The sequence below is a fragment of the Candidatus Magnetobacterium casense genome (assembly GCF_000714715.1).
Classification (GTDB): Bacteria; Nitrospirota; Thermodesulfovibrionia; order Thermodesulfovibrionales; family Magnetobacteriaceae; genus Magnetobacterium; species Magnetobacterium casense.
Window position 1 is genome coordinate 51,618 of sequence record NZ_JMFO01000003.1, and the last position, 22,913, is coordinate 74,530.

General features: G+C 49.7%; 29 protein-coding genes. 20 read left to right on the forward strand and 9 right to left on the reverse strand.

Features of this window, described 5'->3' with window-relative positions; all coding sequences use genetic code 11:
* Position 1: 1 nt before the first annotated feature.
* Complete coding sequence (locus Mcas_RS17320) at positions 2–190, reverse strand: histidine kinase dimerization/phosphoacceptor domain -containing protein (protein ID WP_081853531.1); 189 nt, start codon at positions 188–190, stop codon at positions 2–4.
* Between the two features lie 380 nt (positions 191–570).
* Here Mcas_RS17320 and rfaE1 point away from each other — a divergent pair, with 380 nt between their 5' ends.
* Positions 571–1,539: a D-glycero-beta-D-manno-heptose-7-phosphate kinase gene (gene rfaE1, locus Mcas_RS01910; protein ID WP_156033015.1), complete on the forward strand. Its 969-nt coding sequence runs from the start codon at positions 571–573 to the stop codon at positions 1,537–1,539.
* Positions 1,540–1,571: 32 nt separating this feature from the next.
* Here the strand turns inward: rfaE1 and Mcas_RS01915 are convergent, their stop codons facing one another.
* On the reverse strand, positions 1,572–1,838 hold the full coding sequence (locus Mcas_RS01915; protein ID WP_040333793.1) for a hypothetical protein: 267 nt from the start codon (positions 1,836–1,838) through the stop codon (positions 1,572–1,574).
* A gap of 127 nt (positions 1,839–1,965) precedes the next feature.
* On the opposite strand from Mcas_RS01915, the gene Mcas_RS01920 reads away from it, so the two are divergent.
* A complete protein-coding gene (locus Mcas_RS01920; RefSeq protein WP_040333794.1) occupies positions 1,966–2,232 on the forward strand; it encodes a hypothetical protein in 267 nt (88 codons plus the stop codon).
* 84 nt (positions 2,233–2,316) lie between these two features.
* Here the strand turns inward: Mcas_RS01920 and Mcas_RS01925 are convergent, their stop codons facing one another.
* The gene (locus tag Mcas_RS01925) at positions 2,317–3,306 is read right to left on the reverse strand and encodes a sensor domain-containing diguanylate cyclase (protein WP_040333795.1); all 990 of its coding nucleotides are present in this window, start codon (positions 3,304–3,306) and stop codon (positions 2,317–2,319) included.
* 172 nt (positions 3,307–3,478) lie between these two features.
* Here Mcas_RS01925 and Mcas_RS01930 point away from each other — a divergent pair, with 172 nt between their 5' ends.
* The 12 genes from Mcas_RS01930 to Mcas_RS01980 all read left to right on the forward strand — a co-directional run bounded on the left by Mcas_RS01930 (position 3,479) and on the right by Mcas_RS01980 (position 9,762).
* The gene (locus tag Mcas_RS01930; RefSeq protein ID WP_040333796.1) at positions 3,479–3,736 is read left to right on the forward strand and encodes a RelB antitoxin-like protein; all 258 of its coding nucleotides are present in this window, start codon (positions 3,479–3,481) and stop codon (positions 3,734–3,736) included.
* On the forward strand, positions 3,705–3,965 hold the full coding sequence (locus Mcas_RS19105) for a type II toxin-antitoxin system RelE family toxin (RefSeq protein WP_081853534.1): 261 nt from the start codon (positions 3,705–3,707) through the stop codon (positions 3,963–3,965). The genes Mcas_RS01930 and Mcas_RS19105 overlap by 32 nt, the downstream gene beginning before the upstream one ends.
* A gap of 242 nt (positions 3,966–4,207) precedes the next feature.
* Positions 4,208–5,185, forward strand: coding sequence for a class II fructose-bisphosphate aldolase (locus tag Mcas_RS01935; protein ID WP_040333797.1), 978 nt, complete (start codon positions 4,208–4,210; stop codon positions 5,183–5,185).
* Between the two features lie 132 nt (positions 5,186–5,317).
* Complete coding sequence (locus tag Mcas_RS16075; protein WP_052566711.1) at positions 5,318–6,787, forward strand: sigma-54-dependent transcriptional regulator; 1,470 nt, start codon at positions 5,318–5,320, stop codon at positions 6,785–6,787.
* A gap of 113 nt (positions 6,788–6,900) precedes the next feature.
* Entirely contained in the window at positions 6,901–7,284 is a 384-nt protein-coding gene (gene rpsF, locus Mcas_RS01945) for a 30S ribosomal protein S6 (protein ID WP_040333798.1), read from the forward strand.
* Positions 7,285–7,288: 4 nt separating this feature from the next.
* Entirely contained in the window at positions 7,289–7,693 is a 405-nt protein-coding gene (locus Mcas_RS01950; RefSeq protein WP_040333799.1) for a single-stranded DNA-binding protein, read from the forward strand.
* Between the two features lie 34 nt (positions 7,694–7,727).
* Positions 7,728–7,988, forward strand: a complete 261-nt coding sequence (gene rpsR, locus Mcas_RS01955) for a 30S ribosomal protein S18 (protein ID WP_040333800.1) — start codon at positions 7,728–7,730, stop codon at positions 7,986–7,988.
* Between the two features lies 1 nt (position 7,989).
* The gene (locus tag Mcas_RS18950; protein WP_040333801.1) at positions 7,990–8,271 is read left to right on the forward strand and encodes a DUF507 family protein; all 282 of its coding nucleotides are present in this window, start codon (positions 7,990–7,992) and stop codon (positions 8,269–8,271) included.
* Positions 8,271–8,546 (forward strand): DUF507 family protein, encoded by a 276-nt coding sequence (locus Mcas_RS18955; protein ID WP_052566712.1) that lies wholly within the window; start codon positions 8,271–8,273, stop codon positions 8,544–8,546. The genes Mcas_RS18950 and Mcas_RS18955 overlap by 1 nt, the downstream gene beginning before the upstream one ends.
* The gene (locus tag Mcas_RS01970) at positions 8,543–8,857 is read left to right on the forward strand and encodes an HNH endonuclease (RefSeq protein WP_040333802.1); all 315 of its coding nucleotides are present in this window, start codon (positions 8,543–8,545) and stop codon (positions 8,855–8,857) included. The genes Mcas_RS18955 and Mcas_RS01970 overlap by 4 nt, the downstream gene beginning before the upstream one ends.
* A 180-nt stretch (positions 8,858–9,037) precedes the next feature.
* On the forward strand, positions 9,038–9,352 hold the full coding sequence (locus tag Mcas_RS01975; protein WP_040333803.1) for a nucleotidyltransferase domain-containing protein: 315 nt from the start codon (positions 9,038–9,040) through the stop codon (positions 9,350–9,352).
* Positions 9,349–9,762, forward strand: coding sequence for a HEPN domain-containing protein (locus tag Mcas_RS01980; protein ID WP_052566713.1), 414 nt, complete (start codon positions 9,349–9,351; stop codon positions 9,760–9,762). The genes Mcas_RS01975 and Mcas_RS01980 overlap by 4 nt, the downstream gene beginning before the upstream one ends.
* Positions 9,763–9,811: 49 nt before the next feature.
* Here Mcas_RS01980 and Mcas_RS17940 read toward each other — a convergent pair whose 3' ends face one another.
* Positions 9,812–11,998, reverse strand: a complete 2,187-nt coding sequence (locus tag Mcas_RS17940; RefSeq protein ID WP_156033019.1) for an InlB B-repeat-containing protein — start codon at positions 11,996–11,998, stop codon at positions 9,812–9,814.
* Between the two features lie 666 nt (positions 11,999–12,664).
* Between Mcas_RS17940 and Mcas_RS01995 the strand changes: the two genes are divergently transcribed.
* On the forward strand, positions 12,665–12,859 hold the full coding sequence (locus Mcas_RS01995; protein WP_040333805.1) for a hypothetical protein: 195 nt from the start codon (positions 12,665–12,667) through the stop codon (positions 12,857–12,859).
* Positions 12,860–12,967: 108 nt separating this feature from the next.
* On the opposite strand, the gene Mcas_RS19110 is transcribed toward Mcas_RS01995, so the two are convergent.
* From Mcas_RS19110 to Mcas_RS02015, 5 genes are all read right to left on the reverse strand, one after another.
* Positions 12,968–13,207, reverse strand: coding sequence for a type II toxin-antitoxin system HicA family toxin (locus Mcas_RS19110; protein ID WP_081853535.1), 240 nt, complete (start codon positions 13,205–13,207; stop codon positions 12,968–12,970).
* A complete protein-coding gene (locus tag Mcas_RS02000) occupies positions 13,207–13,431 on the reverse strand; it encodes a type II toxin-antitoxin system HicB family antitoxin (protein WP_040333806.1) in 225 nt (74 codons plus the stop codon). Before Mcas_RS02000 ends, Mcas_RS19110 begins: the two co-directional genes overlap by 1 nt.
* Before the next feature lie 34 nt (positions 13,432–13,465).
* Positions 13,466–16,867 carry an InlB B-repeat-containing protein gene (locus Mcas_RS16080; protein WP_052566714.1) on the reverse strand — a complete coding sequence of 1,134 codons (3,402 nt, stop codon included), beginning with the start codon at positions 16,865–16,867 and terminating at the stop codon, positions 13,466–13,468.
* A 77-nt stretch (positions 16,868–16,944) separates the two neighbouring features.
* Positions 16,945–17,376: a hypothetical protein gene (locus tag Mcas_RS02010; protein ID WP_040333807.1), complete on the reverse strand. Its 432-nt coding sequence runs from the start codon at positions 17,374–17,376 to the stop codon at positions 16,945–16,947.
* 31 nt (positions 17,377–17,407) lie between these two features.
* Positions 17,408–18,175 carry an MlaA family lipoprotein gene (locus tag Mcas_RS02015; RefSeq protein WP_052566715.1) on the reverse strand — a complete coding sequence of 256 codons (768 nt, stop codon included), beginning with the start codon at positions 18,173–18,175 and terminating at the stop codon, positions 17,408–17,410.
* Positions 18,176–18,654: 479 nt separating this feature from the next.
* Here Mcas_RS02015 and Mcas_RS02020 point away from each other — a divergent pair, with 479 nt between their 5' ends.
* The 5 genes from Mcas_RS02020 (at position 18,655) to Mcas_RS16085 (ending at position 22,855) form a co-directional block, all read left to right on the forward strand.
* Positions 18,655–19,467 carry a PIG-L deacetylase family protein gene (locus tag Mcas_RS02020; RefSeq protein WP_040333808.1) on the forward strand — a complete coding sequence of 271 codons (813 nt, stop codon included), beginning with the start codon at positions 18,655–18,657 and terminating at the stop codon, positions 19,465–19,467.
* 15 nt (positions 19,468–19,482) lie between these two features.
* Positions 19,483–20,523, forward strand: a complete 1,041-nt coding sequence (locus Mcas_RS02025) for a potassium channel family protein (RefSeq protein WP_040333809.1) — start codon at positions 19,483–19,485, stop codon at positions 20,521–20,523.
* A gap of 115 nt (positions 20,524–20,638) precedes the next feature.
* The gene (gene hisA, locus Mcas_RS02030) at positions 20,639–21,367 is read left to right on the forward strand and encodes a 1-(5-phosphoribosyl)-5-[(5-phosphoribosylamino)methylideneamino]imidazole-4-carboxamide isomerase (protein WP_040333810.1); all 729 of its coding nucleotides are present in this window, start codon (positions 20,639–20,641) and stop codon (positions 21,365–21,367) included.
* Between the two features lie 54 nt (positions 21,368–21,421).
* Positions 21,422–22,282 (forward strand): imidazole glycerol phosphate synthase subunit HisF, encoded by an 861-nt coding sequence (gene hisF, locus Mcas_RS02035; RefSeq protein ID WP_040333811.1) that lies wholly within the window; start codon positions 21,422–21,424, stop codon positions 22,280–22,282.
* 12 nt (positions 22,283–22,294) lie between these two features.
* Positions 22,295–22,855 (forward strand): CPBP family intramembrane glutamic endopeptidase, encoded by a 561-nt coding sequence (locus tag Mcas_RS16085; RefSeq protein WP_052566716.1) that lies wholly within the window; start codon positions 22,295–22,297, stop codon positions 22,853–22,855.
* The last annotated feature ends 58 nt before the right edge of the window (positions 22,856–22,913 follow it).

Sequence of the window (22,913 nt, forward strand, 5' to 3'; positions counted from 1 at the left end):
GTCAAAACCCAGAACATCCGTTGTAATATCTGTCCTTTATCTTGTATCGCTGAGTCTTCAGTATACCGGCGACAATCGCCAGATTGTTTTTAACCCTGTGATGAATCTCACCAAGTAGTAATTCCTTCTCTCTGAGAGATATTCGTATTTGTTCCTCCGCCATTATTCTCTCTGTTATCTCTCTAGTCATATGGATATACTTATTAGTTACACTATCTTTATCAGCAATTGGATAAAGCGTAACCTCAACATAATGTGTTTTACCATCATTATCTATATGTTTGTGGATTACAGACTTGTGTGTACTGAATATAAAATGTCAATGGCAATCTTACAGCTAAAGCTGAGGTGTATCCTCTTAAAAAAGGATGGTAAAATGGGGTCAAGGGGACTTCTTCATGGCCGGGGTGCCTCACCCCTCCCCTTGCAGGGGGTTCTGAGGGGGGGCAGAGCCGCCCCTTTCTTTCTTGCCTTAAAGTTATAGTTACCATGAAATATAAAGAGGATACGCTGAGGTCTTAACATTTGGCTATTGATTTATTTGTCTGTACTATATTATCTTTAACGTTAGTGGAATTAAGCGACGTACTAGGTGCATTTGCCGGCAAGAGGGTGTTGATAGTGGGGGACATAATCCTGGACCACTTTGTCTGGGGGCGGGTCAACCGCATATCACCGGAGGCCCCCGTGCCGGTGGTTGAGGTGCAGCGGGAGAGCTACCTGCTCGGCGGAGCTGGCAACGTGGCAAACAACATCATTGCCCTCGGAGGCAGTGCCGCTATTGTTGGCGTCATAGGTGGCGACCACCAGGGGCGGATCATCTCCGGGCTACTCAGGGACAAGGGGATCGAAGATGCCGGGGTCTTCTGTGACGCACGGCCAACCACAATCAAAACCCGTGTCATTGCACACCATCAGCAGGTGGTCAGGTTCGACAGGGAAGACGCCCGGCACATAGACGGCAACATGCTTAAGGGCATCGGTGACTTCATCGGACGGGTCATCGGAGATTATGACGGCGTGATAGTCTCCGACTACAAAAAGGGGGTCATCAGTCCGCGCCTGATACAGACCATACTTGGGCACACCAGTCCAACGGGAAAATTCGTCTGCGTAGACCCAAAAGTCGGACACTTCCATTACTACCGAGGCGTATCTCTGATCACACCGAACCTCAAGGAAGCCCAGGAAGGTTCCGGCATTGCCATCAAGGACAACATGACCCTGCAGAGGGCCGGCGCAACCCTCCTGAAGAACCTGCACACACACGCCATACTCATCACACGTGGCGAAGAGGGCATGAGTCTGTTCCTTGCCGACGGTACCACGCACCACCTGCCCACGGTGGCCAAAAAGGTCTTTGACGTAACAGGGGCAGGTGATACGGTGATAGCAGCTTTTACGCTAGCCTTTGTATCGGGGGCATCGATGGTGCAGGCCGCCATACTCTCCAATCACGCCGCAGGCATAGTTGTCGGCATGGTGGGCACTGCAACCACCTCGGTCGAAGAAATCAAACGCTCAATGGTTACTGCCTGATAATCGCTCATCTGGTATACCCCTTGTCTGCATCATTTCTTTTTTCCACGTCTGACAGGCTTCCGGTCTGAGATGTAGGGTTCTTGTTCTTCAGCGGCCTTCAGGTAGTCACCGGTCACAGAGTGTGAGGTCTTTTTTTTTTCATCCAGGGACACAATGGCTATCTCTATCAGCTTTCTGACTGCCTCTGCGCGCGATGACAACCTGCAAGAGAATCTAAAGTCCTCTATTTTGGCCAACTGAGACTTAGAGGTGAAAAACACGATTTTCTCATCTTTGCTCTCTGTACCTTCTTCCATAAACACCTCCTTACATAAAGTTTACAAATATTATACACAAGACACACTTTATACACTTGACAAATAATATACTATTTACATACAATAGTAACATTATATCATTGACTATGTCAAAAAGGAGGCAACATTGAAACAGTTTACCAAAAATGATTACGGCACAATTAACATGCCTGGTGGCAACAGGCACAGTGGCAACAGACCCGGTGATGTTACGGAAGAACTGGAAAAGATCAGGGCCATGCTGACATTCATGGCCGACACAACGGACTTGCTGTTAGCGGCAACGATGAATGAAAAACAGCAACCCATGGACGAAACACCCTATGGCATGCACCTGCTCTTTATGGAACTGATATCGAGGCTGGACAGGGCATGTGACAGACCACACGAATAACCCTCCGTAGTCGTCGTAACGCTTGATAGTCCGGTTGCCCTCCCCTACCTGTACGGCATAGGGAGGGCAACGCAGGGGGAGTGCTCAGTCCTTGCACTGCACGACGTCCTTGCCCGTAACCCTGGCATTGTACAGGGCTACCTGAGCGTGTGTCATGAGGTCGTCGAGGGTGTCGTGTTCCTTCAGCGTGGCCATGCCTATGGACAGGGTTGTGCAGAGGTTTTTCTCCGTAAATCGCTCCAGCTTCAGGGTTTCCTGGAAGCGTTCAATGACTACCTCTGCCTTGTCCATTGGGGTATTTGGCATGTAGAGGATAAATTCATCGGTGCCATAGCACCCCAGTACGTCTATGCCGCGGATGCACGATTTGAGGTGTTCGGCCAGATCCGAGTACAGCCTCTTTGCCACATCTATGCCGTAGACGTTGAGCACGCTCTTGAAATTGTTCATATCCATAAGGACCAGCGTAAGGGGGATTTTATGCCGACGACTCTTGTCAAACTCATCACGCAGCTTCTGGTGGAAGAAGTGATAGTAGGTAAGACCGGTGGCAGAATCAATGTCTCTGAGTTCGTTCAGCAGCGTGGTGAATCTTTCTTTCCTCAACGCCTCACCGATCACTTTGGCCATATCAGCGAGGAATTCCCGCAGTTCATGTGCAACCTCCATCGCCCTGTCAAAGTATACCGCAAGAAAGCCCACACTGCGTCCGTCAATTGCCACCCGTACCGCTACGGCTGTGTCATAGTCTTTCTCCACCCACAGGTCGTGGTAGTCCTCCGTGTCACTCTGCCCTGTAACGACAACGACTGGTTCCTTGTAAAAGACCCGTTCCACGGCGCCGTCGCCGATACCACGCCGGTACAAGGTGCTAAAGTGCGCCGAAATGTTATACCGGTTTGCTATTCTGAGGTAGTCGTCCTCGACATTTTTCAGCACCAGCACCCCATGACTGATACCGATAGAATCCTTCATGGCAAACAGTATCTCGTGTATCGTGTGGGTAGCGCTCTCCTGCTTACTCAATAAATCTATAGCCTTGCATACATCCTTAAACAACACTTCCGTCATCATCTTTTTCAAGCTCCCAGTTTATAGTTTCTTAGTTATATTTTACAACAATTCCAAAGAAAACTACAACCTCAAAAGCAGTTGATGCCTTATTGCATTATTTTTAGTCCTATATTTATAATAGATGGAGAGGTTAAGTTTGTCGTTAAAAAAATGTGAGCAAGGAGGTTTGTTTATGTCTGCACAGTTAGAACAGGAACGAGCAAGTGAAAGTGTAAACATCAGAGAATACATCACAGACAGCGAAGGACGTATAGTAGCGGCCATATTAGATATTGAAGAGTTAAGAAGGGTTGAGGAGTTAATAGAGGACTTATCGGATTTACTCGTCATAGAAGAGCGCAAAAATGAACATAGAGTAGATTTCTTCGATTATATGAAAAAACGACAAGCTCGCCTGTATGTACAAGCTGGAACTGACAAATCAGGCTGAAAAAGAATTAGACAAGTTGCCTGAATATCTCTTTCAAAAGATAAAACAGGGAATTTTAAATTTAATCGATGACCCTTATTGTTATCCTCATTCTAAAAAGCTAACAGATAAAGAGAATTCACGTAGATTACGTGTGGGGGACTACAGGGTTATTTTTAGGATTTTTGAGACAGAAAGGCTTATTGTTGTCTCACGTATCCGCCATCGTAAAGAATCATACAGGAAATAACCCTTTCAACTAAAACCTTCATGAATAGGAGCAATGTTCGCTCCCGCTACGGCCACAAAGAAGCCCCCTTGACCCCTTCTTGTCTTGTTGATAGTGGATTGATTATACACAACATTCCAAATTATACGGTCGAACTATTACGCCAAAAAACCTCCCTGTTGACAATCGTGACTGATATTGATTATCATTTTACATCTTGGCCAATCATTGCTGATTGAAAAATATTAGATATGGAGGTATATATGGCAAATGTCAGTTATAAGGAACTTGGTCTGGTAAATAGCAAAGAGCTTTTCGAGAAGGCCGTCAAGGGAGGCTATGCCATCCCGGCGTACAATTTTAACAACATGGAACAACTACAGGCAATCATCATTGGGTGCGTGGAGACAAAATCCCCCGTCATCCTGCAGGTGTCAAGCGGCGCCAGAAAGTACGCCAACCAAACGCTGCTGAGATTCATGGCCATGGGAGCCGTCCAGATGATGAAGGACATGGGAGGAAACATCCCGATCGTCCTGCACCTGGACCACGGAGATACCTTTGAGCTTTGCAAGTCGTGCATAGATACGGGCTTTTCTTCGGTAATGATCGACGGCTCGCACCACCCCTATGAGAAAAACGTCGAGCTGACAAAGCAGGTCGTCCAGTACGCCCATGCTAACGACGTTACGGTCGAAGGCGAACTCGGCGTCCTGGCAGGTATAGAGGACGACGTCTCCTCGGAGGTCAGTCACTACACCAAACCCGAAGAGGTCGAGGACTTCGTAAAACGCACCGGCGTAGACTCCCTGGCCATCTCCATCGGCACCTCCCACGGGGCATACAAGTTTAAGGTCAAGCCCGGTGAGGAACCACCGCCTCTGAGATTTGACATCCTCGAAGAAGTGGAACGCCGCATACCCGGATTCCCAATCGTCCTGCACGGGGCATCGTCGGTCATCCCGGCCTATGTTGACATGATAAACCAGTACGGCGGAAAGATTGACAACGCCGTCGGTGTGCCCGTCTACCAACTGCGCAAGGCAGCCGCATCGGCCGTGTGCAAGATAAACATCGACAGCGACGGCAGACTCGCAATGACAGCCATGATCAGAAAGGTCTTCGCCGAAAGTCCAAAGGAGTTTGACCCGCGCAAGTACCTGGGACCGGCACGCGAGGAACTCGTTAAGATGATCAAGGAGAAAAACGAACAGGTACTTGGAAGTGCCGGAAAGGCATAAACACTAAAGGCATAAGCGGTACAGACATAACGTTACCTCAATGCCCCAAACACGTACACTCTGACGCCGTGTATACCCCCCCCATAGTACTACACATGCACGTGGTACCGTGGGGGGCTGTCTTCTCCTAATATGGTAAAAGAACTGTTGCTCATAGACGACGACATGGCATCCGCTGTTGCAGCGGAACAAGCCTTTGCATCGATGGGATTCACCATCCGCTACAGCCCTGACCTTCAGTCTGCCCTGCAGATGCTCAGGGCCACAGACCAGATCGTGTTGCTCAAGATGTCTATGCCACAGAGCAGCGGCCTTGATGTCCTGTTGAGTGTGCGCTCCGTGTACCCGGACTCCACCGTGATTGCCCTCTGTGCCCACGGCGACTCACACGCGGCCATACTCAGGGCCGGGGCCTTTGCCTGTCTCAATGTGCCAACCGACGTTGAAGAATTAAAGGTGGTTGTCGAAAAGGCAGCCCAAGATATGGCACAACGCCTGGAACTGTCACGCCTGCGTGCACTGCACGGCACCCGAGACCTCAATCCGCTAACGGGCAAGAGCAAAAAAATGGCCAAGGTGTTAAAGGACATGGAACGTGAGGCCTCAAACCAGGGGGCAACGCTAATCGAGGGCGAGTGTGGTACCGGCAAAGAGTTCATAGCAAGGGCCATACACAACCTGGGCAGCCGAAGGGATGGCCCCTTCGTATCCGTCAACACGACCACCACCCCAGGAGAACTGCTCGATGCAATGCTGTTTGGCGAACTCAACGATCCCCTGAGACAACGGCACACGCCCGTTGTATGTGGTCGCCTTGCCCGAACCAACGGCGGTACCATCTTTATCGACGAAGTGTCAAATTTCGACCTCGCTCTACAGCAGAGACTGTTGAGCTTTATCAGGACAGGCCAGTATATTCCTGTCGGGGGAACTTCTGCAGTTGTTGCCGACGTCCGCGTCATAGCCGCCACCAGCAAGGACATCAAAGGGGCCGTTACAGAGGCCACGTTCAACCCCGAACTCTATGACCTCCTGCACAGACACGAAATAAAGCTGCCCCCCCTGCGAGAGCGCAAGGAAGACATCCTGCCCATAGCGGAACACTTCCTGGAGTCATCCCGGCGCAAGTACGATACAGACATAAAGGAGTTCTCTGATGCCGCCAAGTCCCTCATGTTAAGCTATCGCTGGCCCGGCAACGTCAGCGAACTCAAGCGAACCGTCTTTCGTGCGGCAGCCGTATCGGAGGGCGCCATGATTGACGACAAGGACCTCCTCGTTACCGAAGAACGCCCCTGCTCCATGCACGACTTTCTCAAGGATAAGTTGAGCAAATACCTAAAGGATATCACCCAACTCAACGATGGAAACCTATATAATACGATCATCGCCGAGGTGGAGAAGTCGCTTATATCTATCGTGCTGGCCGAAACCAACGGCAATCAGTTGAAGGCGTCCAGGGCACTGGGTATCAACCGAAACACACTGAGAGCAAAGCTCAAGCAATATCAGATATCCATAAGCGACACCAAGAAAGAACACAACGAGGACAGCTCCCCTCAGCTCCAACACGCAGGGGCCATGACCCCAATGAATCCGTGATTGTGTACTCGCTATGAAAAAATTATGCACTCATTCACTAATAAGCTATTGCCGTAAAGAATGTATTTGTGATATCATTGCTATAGGAAAAAAAAGCTAAGGGGTTTTAAGAAATGAACTACTATGAGAACATTGTTATTATTGATGCCTCGTTGGATGACGAAAACGTGGATGGCGCGATAAAACGGATATCTGACACGATAGAGGGCAACACGGGGCAGATACTGAAACAGGAGAAGTGGGGCAGGAGGAAACTTGCCTACATGATAAACAAGCACGAAAAGGGATTTTACCTCTTTTTTGTGTTCAAGGCCCCACCGACGACGACAAGATTGCTTGAGGGATTGTACAAGGTCTACGATCCGGTATTTAAGTATCAGGTGATAAAGCTGAGAAAGAAGGAGATCGAGGTGCTTGAGGAATCTCTGAGGGCAGCGGAGGCAAAACAGAAGGAAGCGGCAGATGCCCCGGTAGAAGAAGAAAAGACAGAGGGGTAGAGACATGTTCAACAAACTCATATTAGCCGGCAATCTGACAAAGGACCCCGAACTTCGTTACACCCCCCAGGGTCTGCCGGTTGTTACGTTGAGATTGGCTGCAACCTCCAGAAGTAAGCAGGGGGAAACGTGGAAGGATGAGACGTTGTTTTTGGACGTAACTGTTTTTGGTAAACAGGCTGAAAACTGTGGCCAGTATCTGAACAAGGGCAGTGGTGTTTTAGCTGAAGGACGCCTCAGGGAGAGGACTTGGGAAGCTGATGGCCAGAAGAAGAGCAGATTTGAGTGTGTTGCAACTAATGTCGTTTTTCTTCCAAAGCGTGAAGGTGGTGGTGCAGGTCAACAACAGAGTGATTTTGGTTCCGAGCCTCTGCCGCCGTATGAATCTACGGACGTTGAACCATTCTAAATTATTATAAAAACTTATAGGAGTAATAGCACTTATGAGAACGGCAACAAGAACCAAGCCGACAGAACAGGCCAAGTACAAGCGGTTTACTCGGAAAAAGTTCTGCAGGTTTTGTGCGGAGAAGACAGTTTTTATCGATTACAAGGACACCAAGACGCTCAAGTCGTATCTGACCGAGCGTGGCAAGCTCCTGCCAAGTCGGATGACGGGCACCTGCGCCAAGCACCAGAGGGACCTCACGGAGGCTATCAAGCGTGCAAGAAACATAGCCCTGTTGTCATTTATGGAAAAATAAGATGCGCATCCCCAAGTCGTGGTTGCCCATAATTGCCGGCAGGATAGTCAACAGCCTTGTCCGCGGAGGGTTTGTTGAGCCAAAGGTGGCCATCAACGAACTCTGCAGGCAGACGGAGGCGTTGCTGTATGAGGAATTGACGGTTGAGGACAGGTTGGCCGATGAGGTGCGGCAGATATTGCGGTCATTTGAGGGTGAGATAGAGCGCAAGCACCTCGATTACAAGGCGCTCTTTGATATGACCAAGCAGAGACTCATCAAGGAGCGAAACATAGTCATTTGATGCTATCGGATGATAAAATAACCCACATGTCACACGTCTTGCTCAAGGGGTTATCGGACAAGGGCCTTGTGCATTTAAAGGCCGACGAAGGCAAGATACGCAAGGAAATCAGAAAGGTCATCGTTGATGAACTCAGGTTAGGGCAGGAGATCGACGATGCCGTCCGGGCAAAGATAAACACCCTGTCAAAGAAGGTCGTTGAAGGCAGCACTGAGTGGGATATCCTTTACAAGAAGCTGTTTGCCGAGGAAGAACGAAAAAAAGGCAGGTCTTGAGTCGGAGTACATTCTTTCACATCAGCGATGAGTACGTAAAACAGCACAGGGCTAAGGCCCGTCAACTCAGAAAAACCACATGGTGGCGCCGCAAATGTCAACGTGGCATCTGCCACTACTGCAACGGCACCTTTCGCCCGTCAGATATAACAATGGACCACATCATTCCCCTGTCACAGGGTGGCACCTCGATCAAAAGCAATATAGTTGCAGCCTGTAAATCATGCAACACCAAAAAGCAGCACTCCCTTCCCTGGCAATGGACATCCTACATGGATAGCCTCAAGGAAGCGGAAAACGGTGGCGATTGAGGGGGCGACTGTCGGCCTTTCGTCGCGCCGAGTTGCATCCGGCTGTGGCGTTTGCACCGACCCCTCAGCCCCATCATAAGGAGCAGAGGATAAACTGAAAAACAGCCGGCAGTCTTGAACTTCAGACAGAACAAAGTCACCGTGATGCAATTTTATCACGATTTGTGGTAAGATTACCTTATGGAGACATCTGATCCTATCCTTGCTAAATTTCATGCGGCGCTTGTTGATATTTACGGCGAGCGCCTTGATCGCGTGGTATTGTTCGGCTCTCGTGCTCGTGGCAACGAACATGAAGATTCCGATTATGACGTTGCCGTATTCCTTAAATCGCTTCCGGACAGGTGGGCTGAACTGGACAGATTAGCCAGGCTCCGTGTCAGTTTCATTGATGATGCAGGCGTTTTTTTTGATGCGAAGCCTTATTCAGCTACGGCTTACCAAGAAAGTTCACCGCTCATGCGTGAAATCAGACAAGAAGGGCTTGACCTGTGACGCCAGAGGCAGCCAGCTTCATTGAAAAAGCCAGGAAATTGCTTGTAAATGCCAACACCATGCTTGATGTTGGCCTTAACGGTGATGCAGGGCGTACCGCTTATCTTGCCGGATTTCATGCCGTACAAGCCCTCATCTTTGAACGTATGGGAAAAACGGTTAAAACCCATAAAGGTGTTCAAATGGAGTTTATGCGTCTAACCAAAAATGAGCCGAGTGTTCCGACAGAACTCAGAATATTCCTGTCTCAGGCTTACAACCTCAAGGCCATTGCCGATTACGAGACAGGTACTGACTCTGAAGTTTCTTTTGAACGGGCTGCAGCCGCCATTGAAACGTGCAAACAGTTTGTGGCACACATTACAGGTCTAATAAATTTGACAATGTCACATTCCAATTTCTGCAATTAAAAATGACGGCAACAGGTAATACCCCCATTGCCGTCAAAGCCACCAGCGCCTAGTACGTGAACACCCCCGTGCCGCCCAACGCTCCGAAGTTGTTTGACGTGCAGAGATAGCCGACCAGGTTGCGCTTGGGAAGCGTATCTCCTTGGAAGCAGGCCATCGGAACGCTGCCACAACTCAGACCAACCGGGTCAACCGTACTCTCACTCGTTATAACAATCGAGGCGCCATAGGAACCATACAGGCTTGACTTGGGGGCCACCTCAGGTATGCTGCCTATCACGTTTGTATCCAGTGAGATGTCTTTGCCATTGAAGGTTAGCATCCGTGTCTGATAGGGGTTGATTTGTTTATTAGCTGTTGTCATTGTCGTTATCAGGTCATTTGTGGGGCTGGACATGTTACCGGCGGCAGTTGCTGTAAGCTCAACGCCTACCGTTGAGGTATCCGCCGTCATATTCGATATGACGCAATAGGTCACGTTGACGGGGTTTGTGTGCAGGTATGGCAGCGTGTAGGTGACCTGAGCAGGCGATAAAAGTGCCACGGGGTCCTGGATCGTCCCGACGGTACTGTCGATGTCTCCCAGTTGGTTGTCTATCAGGTAGAGGGTCACGACCGTGTTATTCCTCCCGCCGCTTATCTCGCCGCAGGGCGTCCCCCTGAATTTGCCGTTGCAGTCGAAGTCGTACCATCCGGATGTGCCGTATTTTTTCACGTGATTGACGACAACCCCGCGGGGCAGATAGAACTTCACCTGGTTGACCGCGCCGGTCTGGACGCCCGTCAGTGTGAATGACAAAGTGCCCACGGGCAGCTTCGACCCGGCGTTGCCTGTAGTCAGGCCCAGGCCGCCGAGGTCGGGGGTGGTGACTGAGCTGATGGTGCTGATGTTCACGGATGGATCGGCTGCCACGGTTATGTACTGTAAGTTGGCCGCGTGGAATGACTCCACGTTACCCTGGAGTCTGTCGGGGGTACCGTCGCCGTTGCCGTCGTAGTTGGGGTCGTTGCCACCGGGGCCTTGCTCCTCCGTGGCTGCGTTAAACGTTGCTGTTACCTCCTTTGCTGCCGACATCGTCAGCGTGCAGGTTGAGGTCGTTCCGGTGCAGTCCCAGCTCCAGCCGGCGAAGGTTGCGTTGTCGCTGGCCGTTGCGGTCAGGGTCACGGATGTGCCTGCGGCGAAGCTGGCCGAGCACGTTGAACCGCAGTTGATCCCGGCGGGTGCGCTCGTGACGGTTCCGTCGCCTGTACCGGAGAGGGAAATGTCAAGCGTATAAGAACCGCCGCTTGAGGTAAACTTCTGGATACGGCTATTTTCATTATCTGCTATATAGACAACACTACCTGAAGCATTTACCGCTATTCCACGTGGATAACTAAATTGGCCATCACCACTGCCAGAACTGCCCCATTTAGTTATAAAGACACCGTTTGAGGTAAACTTCTGAATACGGTGGTTTTCAGCATCTGCAACGTAGACATTACCAGAACTATCTACCGCTACTCCAAGTGGTAAATCAAACTGCCCATCACCGCTGCCTTGACTGCCCCACTTGGTCATAAAAGTACCGCTTGACGTAAACTTCTGAATGCGATAGTTGCGATGATCACTGACATAGACATTATCCGAAGCATCTACTGCTATTGCATGTGGGTTATCAAACTGCCCATCACCACTACCTAAGCTGCCCCACTTGGTTATAAAAGTACCGCTTGAGGTAAATTTCTGGACACGATGATTGCTCTGTTCTACAATGTAGATATTACCCAAACTATCAAATGCTATTCCATGTGGCCAATAAAACTGCCCATCACCGCTGCCGTTGCTACCCCACTTGGTTATAAAAGTACCGTTTGGGGTAAATTTCTGGATGCGATCATTGTAAGTGTCTGTAACATAGATATTACCCGAACCATCTATTGCTACTGCATGGTCATAGTTAAACTGCCCATCTCCACTGCCCCCACTACCCCATGTGGTTATAAAAGTGCCACTTGAAGTAAATTTCTGTATTCGGTTGTTGTAAGAATCTGCAATGAGGACATTACCTGAAGCATCTATTGCTACTGCACTTGGATGATAAAACTGTCCATCCCCGCTACCAAAACTGCCCCACTTTGTGACAAAACTATACGTCTCAGTCGCTGACAACGCTGCCACCGACACCAGCACCAGGGCTATTATTAACGTAATCATTTTCGTTGTTGCCAATAACTTTTTACTTGCTCTGATCATCCTTTTCTTCTCCTTCCAGGTTTACGGTTCATGTTCACGGTAAAAATGTCTGAATCACGCCTGCGACCGTAGGGAGTAAATTTAACTCCACGGATTGCACTGATTATCAGGATTAGGTGAAAGGCAGGTCTTAATCGTTTTTCTGTAAATCAATCCTGCATAATCCTCTAATCCGTTTAATCCCGGTTCAGACAATCTCTTTATCGCCGGAGATCATCACGGTGGGGCGCGCAAAGCCGGACTTGCCGCCTGCCGGTGGATCGGGCAAGAAAGCCCCGCAGGCGGAACATAAGGTTTATATGCAAGAAGAAAAACTATTAAATATGTGTTACATATAAGACTGACTGACTGACTGACTGACTGACTGACTGACTGACTGAGCAAGAGCCATGCCAGAATTATGGCGCCTCTGCGCTAAATCTTTTTTGCTCATCCCTGTCGGTGACATTATCCCCAATCTACACACCATAATTTTTATATCGGAACATGGGGCAATAATCTTTAGCCCGGCAATACCAGATGCAATGGGCGGTATAAAAAAATGGTTCTTTCTTACCTCAAGTGTGTAAATCAACATTGGGTAGTCCTGCATGAGGCAGAGTTTTTTTGACATTTTGATCATTATTTTTATAACATAAAATCAATGGATACGCAATGGAGGAAGCAATGGACAAGAGAAAAGTTGATAAGCATCTAAAGCTTGACCCTATCTTACTTGAAAGAGCAAAAAAGATACTGGATACAAAAACGGACAGTGAAACCGTTGAAAAAGCGCTGGGTTACATAATAGATGAAGGCCAAATAAGAGAAGCGATTAAGGCAATGAAAGGCATTGGCGGTATTGAAGCTGTTTATGATTAAGGTAATCTACGATACCAATGTTTATATAGATTGGGCTGCAAATAAAATAGACGATGATGTACTATTCAGACTGGAATCCAGAAAGTGCGAAACCATAGGAAGTATATGTTATGAAGTTTCATATGTCTTAACGAAATCCTCCCGTGATATACCTACTTGTGTGCATATAGTCCTCAACGTTGAAGCCTTTATATATCTATGGTTAGGAATAGTTAAATACGTCTTACTGCCATCTGGATTTTCTCGCTCCATAGAGATATGTTCCCTTTCTCTGATTATATTGAAACCAAACTTTTCAAACGTATAAATTACTTTCCTTTTCAGGCAGTCGTTTGGAAACTTTTGCATCAGACCTCGACAAATGCTTCATCTATGAAGGCATCTATCACCTGGTCCTCAACATCAAACACTTCACTGCCAAACGTTTCTATGTGAAACCTGATAGCAGAGATGACATCAGAGACAGCATCATCGTAAGTATCACCCTGTCCAACCACAGTGCCCTTAATCCCTAAAGGATATGCAACGTAACCATCATCATGTCTCTCCACAATAATCTTGTACTGTTTCATTTGATATCTCCATCAATACTCAATCTGAATTCGCCTAATCCAGTGGGATGACGTTCCAACTGTTGTCGGGCAGGATTGCCGGTGAACCACCGCCTTTGATCGTCAGGCCGTCCATGAGCCAGATGTAGAATTCCCCGGTAGCGGTGTTTCTTAGGCAGACATCGCTTTTACCGTCACCGTTGAAGTCTCCGACGGTCTTTATTTGCCAGTTGGCGTCGGTTAGTTGTGTGACCTGTCCGCTGGATGATACCGTTGCAGCATCCATGAGCCAGAGAGCAAAGACTCCGGTTGAGGTGTTTTGCCATAACAGATCGCTCTTACCATCGCCGTTGAAGTCTCCGATAGCCTTTATTTGCCAGTTGGCGTCGGCCACCGTGGCCGGAGACGCACTTTGTGAGATGTTCAGACCATCCATGAGCCAAACAGATAACATCCCGGTGGAGGTGTTTTGCCAGATAATGTCAGTCTTGCCATCGCCGTTGAAATCCCCGATGCCCTTTATCTGCCAGTTGGTATCGCCCACCGTGGCCGGGGAACCACCCGACGATATGAGGGCGCCATCCATGAACCATATGTAGGTCATCCCCGTGGCGGTGTTGTACCACAGGACGTCGCTCTTGCCGTCGCCATTGAAGTCTCCGATGTGCCGTATCTGCCACACCTGAGACCGGACAACGGCAGACAAACCGGTCGATACTATATTATCGCTGTCCATCAGCCAGATGTATATGCCGCCATTGGAAGTGTTCTGCCAGATAACGTCAGCCTTGCCATCGGCGTTGAAATCCCCGATGCCTTTTATCTGCCATTTGGTATCAGACATGGCCCCGGACGAACGTCCCAGAGAGATGGCGGCATCGCGCATGAACCATATGTAGGTCATCCCTGATGCGGAGTTGTAAAACAAGAGATCGCTCTTGCCGTCCCCGTTGAAGTCCATCTTTGGCGGTCGGGTGGGGATGAGTGTAAAGTCTGCCGTCACTGCCCTGTCGCTGTTGAGCGTGACGGTACACTGGGTGGCAGAGACGGTGTCGCAACCGCTCCATCCGGTGAAGGTAGAGCCGGTTGACGGGATTGCCGTCAGCGTAACGACGGTACCTGTGGCATATGCGGCAGCACCAAAGTTCCCGTTCCACACGATTGTACCGGATGAGGGTGTAACGGAGCCAGTGCCGGTACCGGTTTTTGTCACGGACAGGATGTTCTCCTGCAGAGGCAGCATAAAGGTCGCCCTAACACCCCTTGCCGTGGCGTTCATCGTGACGGTACACTGGTTTGCAGAGACGGTGTCACAGCCGCTCCATCCGGTGAAGGTAGAGCCGGTTGCCGGTGTTGCCGTCAGCACAACGATGGTGCCGGGGGCATAGGTAGCGATGCCGGTGTTGCCGGTCCATGTCAGGGTGCCCAATGAGGCCGTAACGGTACCGGTGCCGGTGCCAATCTTTGTCACATTCAGGGTATAGTTCTGAGATGTAAAGGTAGCGGTCACGTTTTTTGCTGCATTCATCGTGACGGTACACTGGTTGGCAGAGACGGAGTCGCAGCCGGTCCAGGAAGAAAATGCAAAGCCTGTTGCCGGTGTTGCCGTCAACGTAACGACAGTACCAGATGTATAGGTTGCAGTGCCGGTGTTGCCGTTCCATGTCAGGGTGCCCGATGAGGCCATCACGGTACCGGTGCCGAGCATTGTGACGGTCAGGGTGTTGCCTTGTTGAGGTGCAAAGGTAGCGGTTACGTTTTTATCTGCATTCATCGTGACGGTACACTGGTTGGCAGAGACGGTGTCACAGCCAGTCCAGGAGGAAAATACGGAACCTGTTGCCGGTGTTGCCGTCAACGTAACGACAGTACCAGATGTGTAGGTTGCAGTGCCGGTATTGCCGTTCCAAGTCAGGGTGCCCGATGAGGCCGTTACGGTACCGGTGCCGGTGCCGAGCATTGCAACGGTCAGGGTGTTGCCTTGTTGAGGTGCAAAGGTAGCGGTTACGTTTTTATCTGCATTCATCGTGACGGTACACTGGTTTGCAGAGACGGTGTCACAGCCAGTCCAGGAGGAAAATACGGAACCTGTTGCCGGTGTTGCCGTCAACGTAACAACGGTGCCAGGGGTATAGGTTGCAGTGCCGGTGTTGCCGCTCCAGGTCAGAGTGCCCGATGAGGCTGTAACCGTACCTGTGCCGGTGCCGGCAAGAGTGACGTTGAGTTTGTTTACTTGATAAGTCATGGATATCACACCGGATATGCTGCTGACAATTGTCCCATTAGTGGACATAATTCTATAATAGTAAGTGGAACCGTTTTTAAGTCCGATATGATCATATGAAGTATTATTTGTACTAAAAGCCCCAAAGTTGTTTGTTCCACTTATTGAGGCCAAATTCTCACCCCAGTAAATTACATACGTACTTGCACCTGCTACGGAGTTCCAGTTAAGGCGAAACCCGTCATCGATCTGTGTTATAGCAAAACCCATTGGAATAGGAAGCGTAACGACTGATGTGGTAAACTTCTGGATGCGATTGTTGTTTTCATCAGCAACATATATGTCTCCGAATGCGTCTGCGGCAATACCGGCAGCACTGTCAAACTGGCCGTCCTCAAGACCTGCGCTACCCCATTTGGCAAGAAACGTGCCGGTTGAGTTAAACTGCTGGATGCGGTTATTGCCATAGTCGGCGACGTAGACGTTGCCCACCCTATCGACAGTTACTCCGTAGGGTGCGTTAAAATTGCCATCCGTTGCGCTATTGTCACCCCACTTGGTTATAAATGTGCCGGTTGAGTTAAACTTCTGGATGCGGCTGTTGTCATGGTCAACAACATAGACATTGCCACCCGTATCAACGGCAATACCCTTTGGGGTACTGAATTGGCCATCGCCACTGCCAGTGCTGCCCCATACATCCAAAAATCCTCCTGTTGCATTGAACTTTTGAACCCTGTTGTTGCCGGTGTCTGTGACATAGACGGCTGATGGAGTAGTGCCAACACCTTCGACTGCGATCCTGTGAGGGCTTGAAAATTGGCCGATGCCGGTGCCAGAACTGCCCCACGTTGTTATAAACGTACCGGTTGAACTAAACACCTGGATACGGTCGTTGCCCGTGTCAGCAACGTAGACATTACCCGCTCCATCTGTAGCTATCCCAAAGGGCGAGGAGAATTGACCATTGCCGGTACCGGAGCTACCCCAGGAGGATATAAATTGGCCATCCTTTGTGAACTTCTGGATACGGTGGTTGTTCTGGTCAACGACATAGACGTTACCCATTATGTCAGCGGCTACGTCTATGGGGGCTGCAAACTGGGCATCTTTATTGCCGCTGCCACCCCACTTCGTATAAAACGTATACGTCCCTGCGGCTGCGGTGCCAGCCAGGAAAAACGAAATCATAATAAAAGTCGCTATTGCATTAAACATCGCCTTATTTCGCATAACAGGTACAAACCTCCTTAATAATATCATGTCTGTTTATATGATTTTATAGTGGCACAGGTTTTCTCTGTACCACGCTATTCCTTCTTTCTTTCCAGGTAAATGGTCTCAATATCGACCTTAAACTGCCGTGCTATATCGAGGATTTCTTCAATCCTGTCATCGAGGTCCTTATCGTGTTCTGAAGAGTTCCGGCATTTCAGGGATTCCCCCAACGCCTCAAGTTTTTTCTTGCACCTCTTGCCAAGTTCAGTGACGGCATCCATTTCAGCAAAGAATCTCCCCAACAACTCCCAGGCAACCCCCCTGTCACACCTGAAGGCTATTCTTATCGCTATAATATTTTCCTTGACAAACTCAATGAACTTGTACAGAGTCAACTCCTCCAGGGTCTCAGGTTTTATGCTATTGATGTATGCCTCTATGCCCTGGGTGCCATCAAAGTCCTTGAGCAATGGCACCAGCGTAGATGTTATGATATCCCTTGTAAGTTCCTCTGTGGTCTTCACGGTTTATAAGACTATATGTGCATCTGCCGACTTATTTGCTCTCCTGCCTGACCAGGTTGTTACGGTACTGGATGTAGGCATCGCGCAGGGCAATGTAGGGGTCAACGGCAGAAGTCTTTATGTCCTCGTAATCTCCTATATGCAGGGAGGTTTTGTTAAAATACCTGTAGGCGTTCAGTGAAAGAGAGCCTTCCAGGCTGCCGACATAGCTGATTGGGCTAAGGGCCTGGTCGCCGGCGTAGCCAAAGGAATCCCGCAGGGTCATTGGGCCAAGAAACGGCCAGACTATATAAAATCCGTGACCAATCCCGTAGGAGCCAAGCGTCTGTCCTATGTCTTTCCTGTTTGCCTCCAGGTTGAAGTTAGCCGCTGCCACATCGCCCAGGCCAAAGACCCCCAGAGTCGTGTTTATCCCAAAGCGTGCCAGTTCAATCCCAGCATCCTCAAGCTTAAGCTGCAGCAGCGAACTGACAAACCGTATAGGCATTAACAAGTTGTGAAAGAAGTTGCTTATGAGGCCACGTTCAGGTTCGTCGATAAACGCATTGTATGGGCCACTTAATGGTTTTATCAGCCAAAAATAGACCTTATCGTTAAACTCAAACATGATACGGTTTGTAACCTCAAAGGGGTCTGCTATCGTGTTATCGGTTGCTTCGGTGTTATCACCGGAGTCATTATCGGCAGCAACCGGTTTTTTCATGTAATCTTCACCCCACGCCTTTACATCACAGTAGAATGCCTCGATGGCAAAAAGCAACACAACGCTGACGACAACCAAAGTAAATTTATTACTCATACCTAAAACTCCTTTTTACTTTTATCTCTTGATGCATATTATCTGCTCTGATTGTATTTTACAAAATTATATGACTATTAGTCAAAAAAAAGCTATTTATCTTGTCAGATTATATTAACACTAAAGTGGCATATAATATACATCTGCTGTCATGTTGCAATGATGACAGGCATCTTATTGCACAGGGAAAATTTTTCCTATGTAATAAGTTGTTAATAACTGTGTACAGAGGTTGCCTTACGCTGATGGGTGTTGTTATTATACAGAGTGCACAAAAATTTATCAGTTGGAAATCTGACTGTCATAGGGAATATAATTCCTCTTGATGATTAAATACTTTACAGCAAAAACATAAACCTCTTCTTTAAGGTTTGGACGGATCTGCTAAATCCCCTCTGGCAAAATAATTGCGATAGGTGCTATACTCCTACCCATAAGAGCTTATAGACATAAAACCACTTTATATGGAGTCTGTGTGTATGAAACAACAACAACTGAATGAACCCGACCTCCTGCCCTTTTACCACGTGTCCCCTCCCGGCGCAAACATCCTCGTCCTTGCCCCCCACCCCGATGACGAAACACTGGGCGTTGGCGGTACGCTAAGGAAGCTCATGGCAGCAAACAAGCATGTACACGTTGCCTTTATCACAAGCGGTGACAAGGCCGACCCCGGCAACCCCCTCTCTGCCCAGGTCATCTACAACAACCCCGCAGGCCCACACTTCAGCCAGTATGCACTCTTTCGTGAGACGGAGGCCCAACATGCGCTGGCCATACTCAGCTCGGGCACCCACCTGCAACCAACCATGCCATGCCTGTTTCTGCGATATCCCGACCGAGAGGTCTCCAACTGCTTCGATGACTGTCTCAGAAGACTCGGGGACGTGGTCGCTCCCAATGGCACACCGGTGTTTGATACCATCTACAGCCCCTCGCCCATAGAACTGCACCCTGACCATAGGGCCACGGCCACCATTGCACTGGAGCTGCAGAAGCTCTACGGCGTCGTGGTGGCATTTTACGAGGTAACGGTGCCAATAAGACCAAACGCCCTCATAGACATTACACAAACGATCGGCACAAAGCAGGCGGCCATTATGGCCTACGAATCGCAACTGAAGATGACCGACTACCTTGAGTTTATAACGTCGCTCAACAGGATGCGTGCCCTGACCCTGGGGCGCAGCGTCACACATGCCGAGGCGCTCCTGGTGCTCAGAACCCCCTGGCAGGGGCAGACCATGGATGACTGGTTCAGCTACCGGTGTGGATTGGACGTACCCCTGTAGCTCAGGTTATCTGCAGTGAAGAACGAAATAATCTCTGACTTTTACAGGCGGTTTATTGCCGGCACCATTATCCTGGTAATCATCATGTCTGTTGGCACTACCGGGTACCGCTTGTTCGGCGGCAGTAAATACACGTTGATAGACTGTGCGTACATGACGTTTATAACCATATCAACAATAGGTTATGGCGAGATAATAGACATTGCGCACAAGCCCGGAGGTAGGGTCTTTACTATCTTTATTGCCTTCTTTGGCATAGGGGTATTGTCCTATATGTTGTCTAACTTTACAGCCTTTGTCGTAGGCGGGGAATTAAAAGAGGCATTTTGGAGGAAACGAATGGAGAACAAGATCAAGGCGCTTTCCAGCCATTATATCGTGTGTGGTGTAGAGGGGGATGGTTTTTATATATTGAACGAACTCTATACAACGTCGCGTCCGTGCGTCGTCATAGAGATAGACAAGAAGCGAATAGAAAGGGTGCTTGAGATGTTTCACGCTCAGGTAGTAATCGAGGGCGATGCCACGGACAACAACGTATTGCTCAACGCTGGTATAGAGCGGGCCAAGGGGCTTTTTGCGGCAGCCGGTGAGGACAACGTCAACCTGGTTGTCAGCCTCAGTGCCAAGCAACTCAATCCCGACATCAAGGTCGTGGCCCGGTGCAAGGAACTGAAGAACCTCAGCAAGATGAAAAAGGCGGGCGCTGACGTCGTTGTCTCACCGCACTTTATCGGAGGCATGAGGATGGCATCGGAGATGTTCCGGCCAACGGTGGTATCGTTTCTGGATATGATGCTCAGGGACAAGGACAAAAACCTGCGCATAGAGGACGTCATGGTTCCCGAGGACGTTACCCCCAGGACGGTCGCCTCACTGCACCTGAAGCGCTATCCAACCTGCATGTTGCTCGCCATAAAAACAACTCAGGAGAGATGGATATACAATCCCCCCGAACATCAGATGATAAGCCCCGGCGATACCCTCGTAATAATGACCACACCGGGGGAAAGGATAGAGCTACGAAAGATGTTTCACCTGACGGAGTCAAGCTGATCGAAATCTGCTATAATGATAAGTACATGGACAAAAGTTTTTATATAAAACCAAACAATTGCGGTGGCTGCATGACGTTTGAGGTGCTACCGAATAAAGGAGGAAAATAAAGTTAATGCTGATAATACCGGCAATAGACTTAAAGGATGGAGTGTGTGTGCGCCTTCAGCAGGGCAGGAAGGATGCTGTGACCGTGTACTCCGATGACCCTGCAGCAACGGCCCTGGCGTGGGTCAGGGACGGGGCAGAGCTTATACACATCGTAGACCTCGATGGTGCCTTCACGGGAGATCAGCTCAACATCGAGGGCATAAAACGCATCAGGGCAGCGGTTGACGTTCCCCTGGAGGTTGGCGGTGGCATACGGGATGAGGGCAGGCTTGAACTGATGGTGTCCCTGGGGATTGACCGGCTGATAATAGGGACGGCGGCAATTACGCAACCGGAGATGTTTCAACGGGCGTGTCAGCGTTATCCGGGCAGGATTTTGGCAGGCATAGACGCCGACAACTCAAAAGTCGCCATCAAGGGCTGGCAGGAGGTCACACAGCGCGATGCCATAGAGGTCGCCACAGAGTTGCAGGGGTTTGGCGCCGCCGGGGTCATCTATACCGACATATCACGTGACGGTATGCTCAGTGGTCCCAACGTGGAGGCCACGCAACAGCTTGCAAACGCCCTCAACATACCCGTCATTGCCTCCGGCGGTGTCTCGTCGCTGGAGGACATAAAAAACCTCTCAACCATAGCAGGCCTTTATGGCATAATAACGGGTAAGGCCATATACTCCGGTGCAATTGCCCTGAAAGCTGCCATTGAGTTAGTTAGGCAGATGCAGGGCTAACAAGAGAGGTTTTACCTCTTGCAGAGATTGACTTGAAACATTAAGGAGACTGACATGCTTGCAAAGAGGATCATCCCGTGTCTGGATGTGCGGGATGGACGAGTAGTCAAGGGCGTAAATTTTGTAAACATCCGCGATGCCGGAGACCCCGTTGAAAATGCCATATTCTATGACAGCGAGGGCGCCGATGAGCTGACCTACCTTGATATCACGGCGTCACACGAAAAACGCAAGATCATCCTTGACGTGGTGGAGCGCACTGCAGCGGAGGTTTTTATACCCCTGACGGTTGGTGGTGGCATCGGCAGTCTTGAAGACATCAGGGCGTTGTTAAATGCCGGTTGTGACAAGGTGTCGATCAACACGGCTGCCGTCAACGACCCCGATTTTATACGCAAGGCCTCGGAACGTTTTGGCAGTCAGTGCATAGTGGTTGCCATAGACGCCAAGAGATACACGGGTTCATCGACGGCAGAGCAACGACCACCCCAGTGGCTCAAAGATGTGTTCAGGGACGACTGCAGACACCTCTGCATAGCGCCAGGGGCAACAGCGACTACTGCGCAGAGGTGGGAGGTCTACACGCACGGGGGCAGGAGACCGGTTGCCATTGATGCTGTCCGCTGGGCCGTCTACATGGAGGCCATCGGTGCCGGCGAAATCCTGCTAACCAGCATGGACAAGGACGGTACCAAGGTCGGTTACGACATCGAGCTTACCAGGGCGGTGTCTGAGGCGGTGTCGATACCGGTGATTGCCTCCGGGGGGGCCGGGGAGTTGGAGCACCTCTTTGAGGCCCTGGACCAGGGTAAGGCCGATGCCGTATTAGCCGCTTCCATATTTCACTTCAGGCAGCATTCCATCTCCGAGGCCAAGCAGTATCTGGCCAAGAGGGGCGTGCCGATGCGCATGTAAGCGGGCAACTGTATGACACCGGCAATTGAGAGAAGACGGGTCGTTGTCCTTGCCGTTGCAGTGGAGGGGGGATTGTTGCTTTTGGCGGCGGTTTTGTCGGGGAGTTTGCACATAGGGCTGGTCTTTGGCAGTGAGCGTCCGTTGCGCGACTGTCTGGTGGCGCTGGCATGGACGCTTCCGCCGGTAGCAGTGTTTATTATGTCGCTGTCTGAGATGGCCATGTCGCTATCATTTATGCGCACAATGCGGCAGTTTGTCATCAACCACATCAGGGCCATGTTTATCAACACAACCATCGTAGACGTTGTGTTTATCTGCATACTGGCCGGTGTCGGAGAGGAGGCCCTCTTTCGGGGGATCGTTCAGGTCAAGTTTGGGATCATCTGGGGGAGTGTTATCTTTGGCCTTCTGCATTTCATATCGCCGGCGTACTTTGTCTTTGCCACGGCAATGGGGCTGTACATAGGATGGGTCTTTACGCTGTACAATAGCCTGTTTATCCCGATCCTCATCCACTTCCTCTATGACCTCGGCGCCATCGTATACCTGAAATATTACGTAAAAGAAGAATAAGAAACAAGGTATCCTCTTAAAAAAGCATGGTAATTTTTATTTTGTGGTTTAAAGACAT

Excerpts from the sequence above, each read along its gene's own strand:
- Mcas_RS17320 (WP_081853531.1), bottom strand. The coding sequence starts at position 190 with ATGACTAGAGAGATAACAGAGAGAATAATGGCGGAGGAACAAATACGA.
- Mcas_RS01915 (WP_040333793.1), bottom strand. The coding sequence starts at position 1,838 with ATGGAAGAAGGTACAGAGAGCAAAGATGAGAAAATCGTGTTTTTCACC.
- Mcas_RS01925 (WP_040333795.1), bottom strand. The coding sequence starts at position 3,306 with ATGATGACGGAAGTGTTGTTTAAGGATGTATGCAAGGCTATAGATTTA.
- Mcas_RS01930 (WP_040333796.1), top strand. The coding sequence starts at position 3,479 with ATGTCTGCACAGTTAGAACAGGAACGAGCAAGTGAAAGTGTAAACATC.
- Mcas_RS19105 (WP_081853534.1), top strand. The coding sequence starts at position 3,705 with ATGTACAAGCTGGAACTGACAAATCAGGCTGAAAAAGAATTAGACAAG.
- Mcas_RS01935 (WP_040333797.1), top strand. The coding sequence starts at position 4,208 with ATGGCAAATGTCAGTTATAAGGAACTTGGTCTGGTAAATAGCAAAGAG.
- Mcas_RS16075 (WP_052566711.1), top strand. The coding sequence starts at position 5,318 with ATGGTAAAAGAACTGTTGCTCATAGACGACGACATGGCATCCGCTGTT.
- rpsF (WP_040333798.1), top strand. The coding sequence starts at position 6,901 with ATGAACTACTATGAGAACATTGTTATTATTGATGCCTCGTTGGATGAC.
- Mcas_RS01950 (WP_040333799.1), top strand. The coding sequence starts at position 7,289 with ATGTTCAACAAACTCATATTAGCCGGCAATCTGACAAAGGACCCCGAA.
- rpsR (WP_040333800.1), top strand. The coding sequence starts at position 7,728 with ATGAGAACGGCAACAAGAACCAAGCCGACAGAACAGGCCAAGTACAAG.
- Mcas_RS18950 (WP_040333801.1), top strand. The coding sequence starts at position 7,990 with ATGCGCATCCCCAAGTCGTGGTTGCCCATAATTGCCGGCAGGATAGTC.
- Mcas_RS18955 (WP_052566712.1), top strand. The coding sequence starts at position 8,271 with ATGCTATCGGATGATAAAATAACCCACATGTCACACGTCTTGCTCAAG.
- Mcas_RS01975 (WP_040333803.1), top strand. The coding sequence starts at position 9,038 with ATGGAGACATCTGATCCTATCCTTGCTAAATTTCATGCGGCGCTTGTT.
- Mcas_RS17940 (WP_156033019.1), bottom strand. The coding sequence starts at position 11,998 with ATGATCAGAGCAAGTAAAAAGTTATTGGCAACAACGAAAATGATTACG.
- Mcas_RS01995 (WP_040333805.1), top strand. The coding sequence starts at position 12,665 with ATGGACAAGAGAAAAGTTGATAAGCATCTAAAGCTTGACCCTATCTTA.
- Mcas_RS19110 (WP_081853535.1), bottom strand. The coding sequence starts at position 13,207 with ATGCAAAAGTTTCCAAACGACTGCCTGAAAAGGAAAGTAATTTATACG.
- Mcas_RS02000 (WP_040333806.1), bottom strand. The coding sequence starts at position 13,431 with ATGAAACAGTACAAGATTATTGTGGAGAGACATGATGATGGTTACGTT.
- Mcas_RS16080 (WP_052566714.1), bottom strand. The coding sequence starts at position 16,867 with ATGCGAAATAAGGCGATGTTTAATGCAATAGCGACTTTTATTATGATT.
- Mcas_RS02015 (WP_052566715.1), bottom strand. The coding sequence starts at position 18,175 with ATGAGTAATAAATTTACTTTGGTTGTCGTCAGCGTTGTGTTGCTTTTT.
- Mcas_RS02020 (WP_040333808.1), top strand. The coding sequence starts at position 18,655 with ATGAAACAACAACAACTGAATGAACCCGACCTCCTGCCCTTTTACCAC.
- hisA (WP_040333810.1), top strand. The coding sequence starts at position 20,639 with ATGCTGATAATACCGGCAATAGACTTAAAGGATGGAGTGTGTGTGCGC.
- hisF (WP_040333811.1), top strand. The coding sequence starts at position 21,422 with ATGCTTGCAAAGAGGATCATCCCGTGTCTGGATGTGCGGGATGGACGA.
- Mcas_RS16085 (WP_052566716.1), top strand. The coding sequence starts at position 22,295 with ATGACACCGGCAATTGAGAGAAGACGGGTCGTTGTCCTTGCCGTTGCA.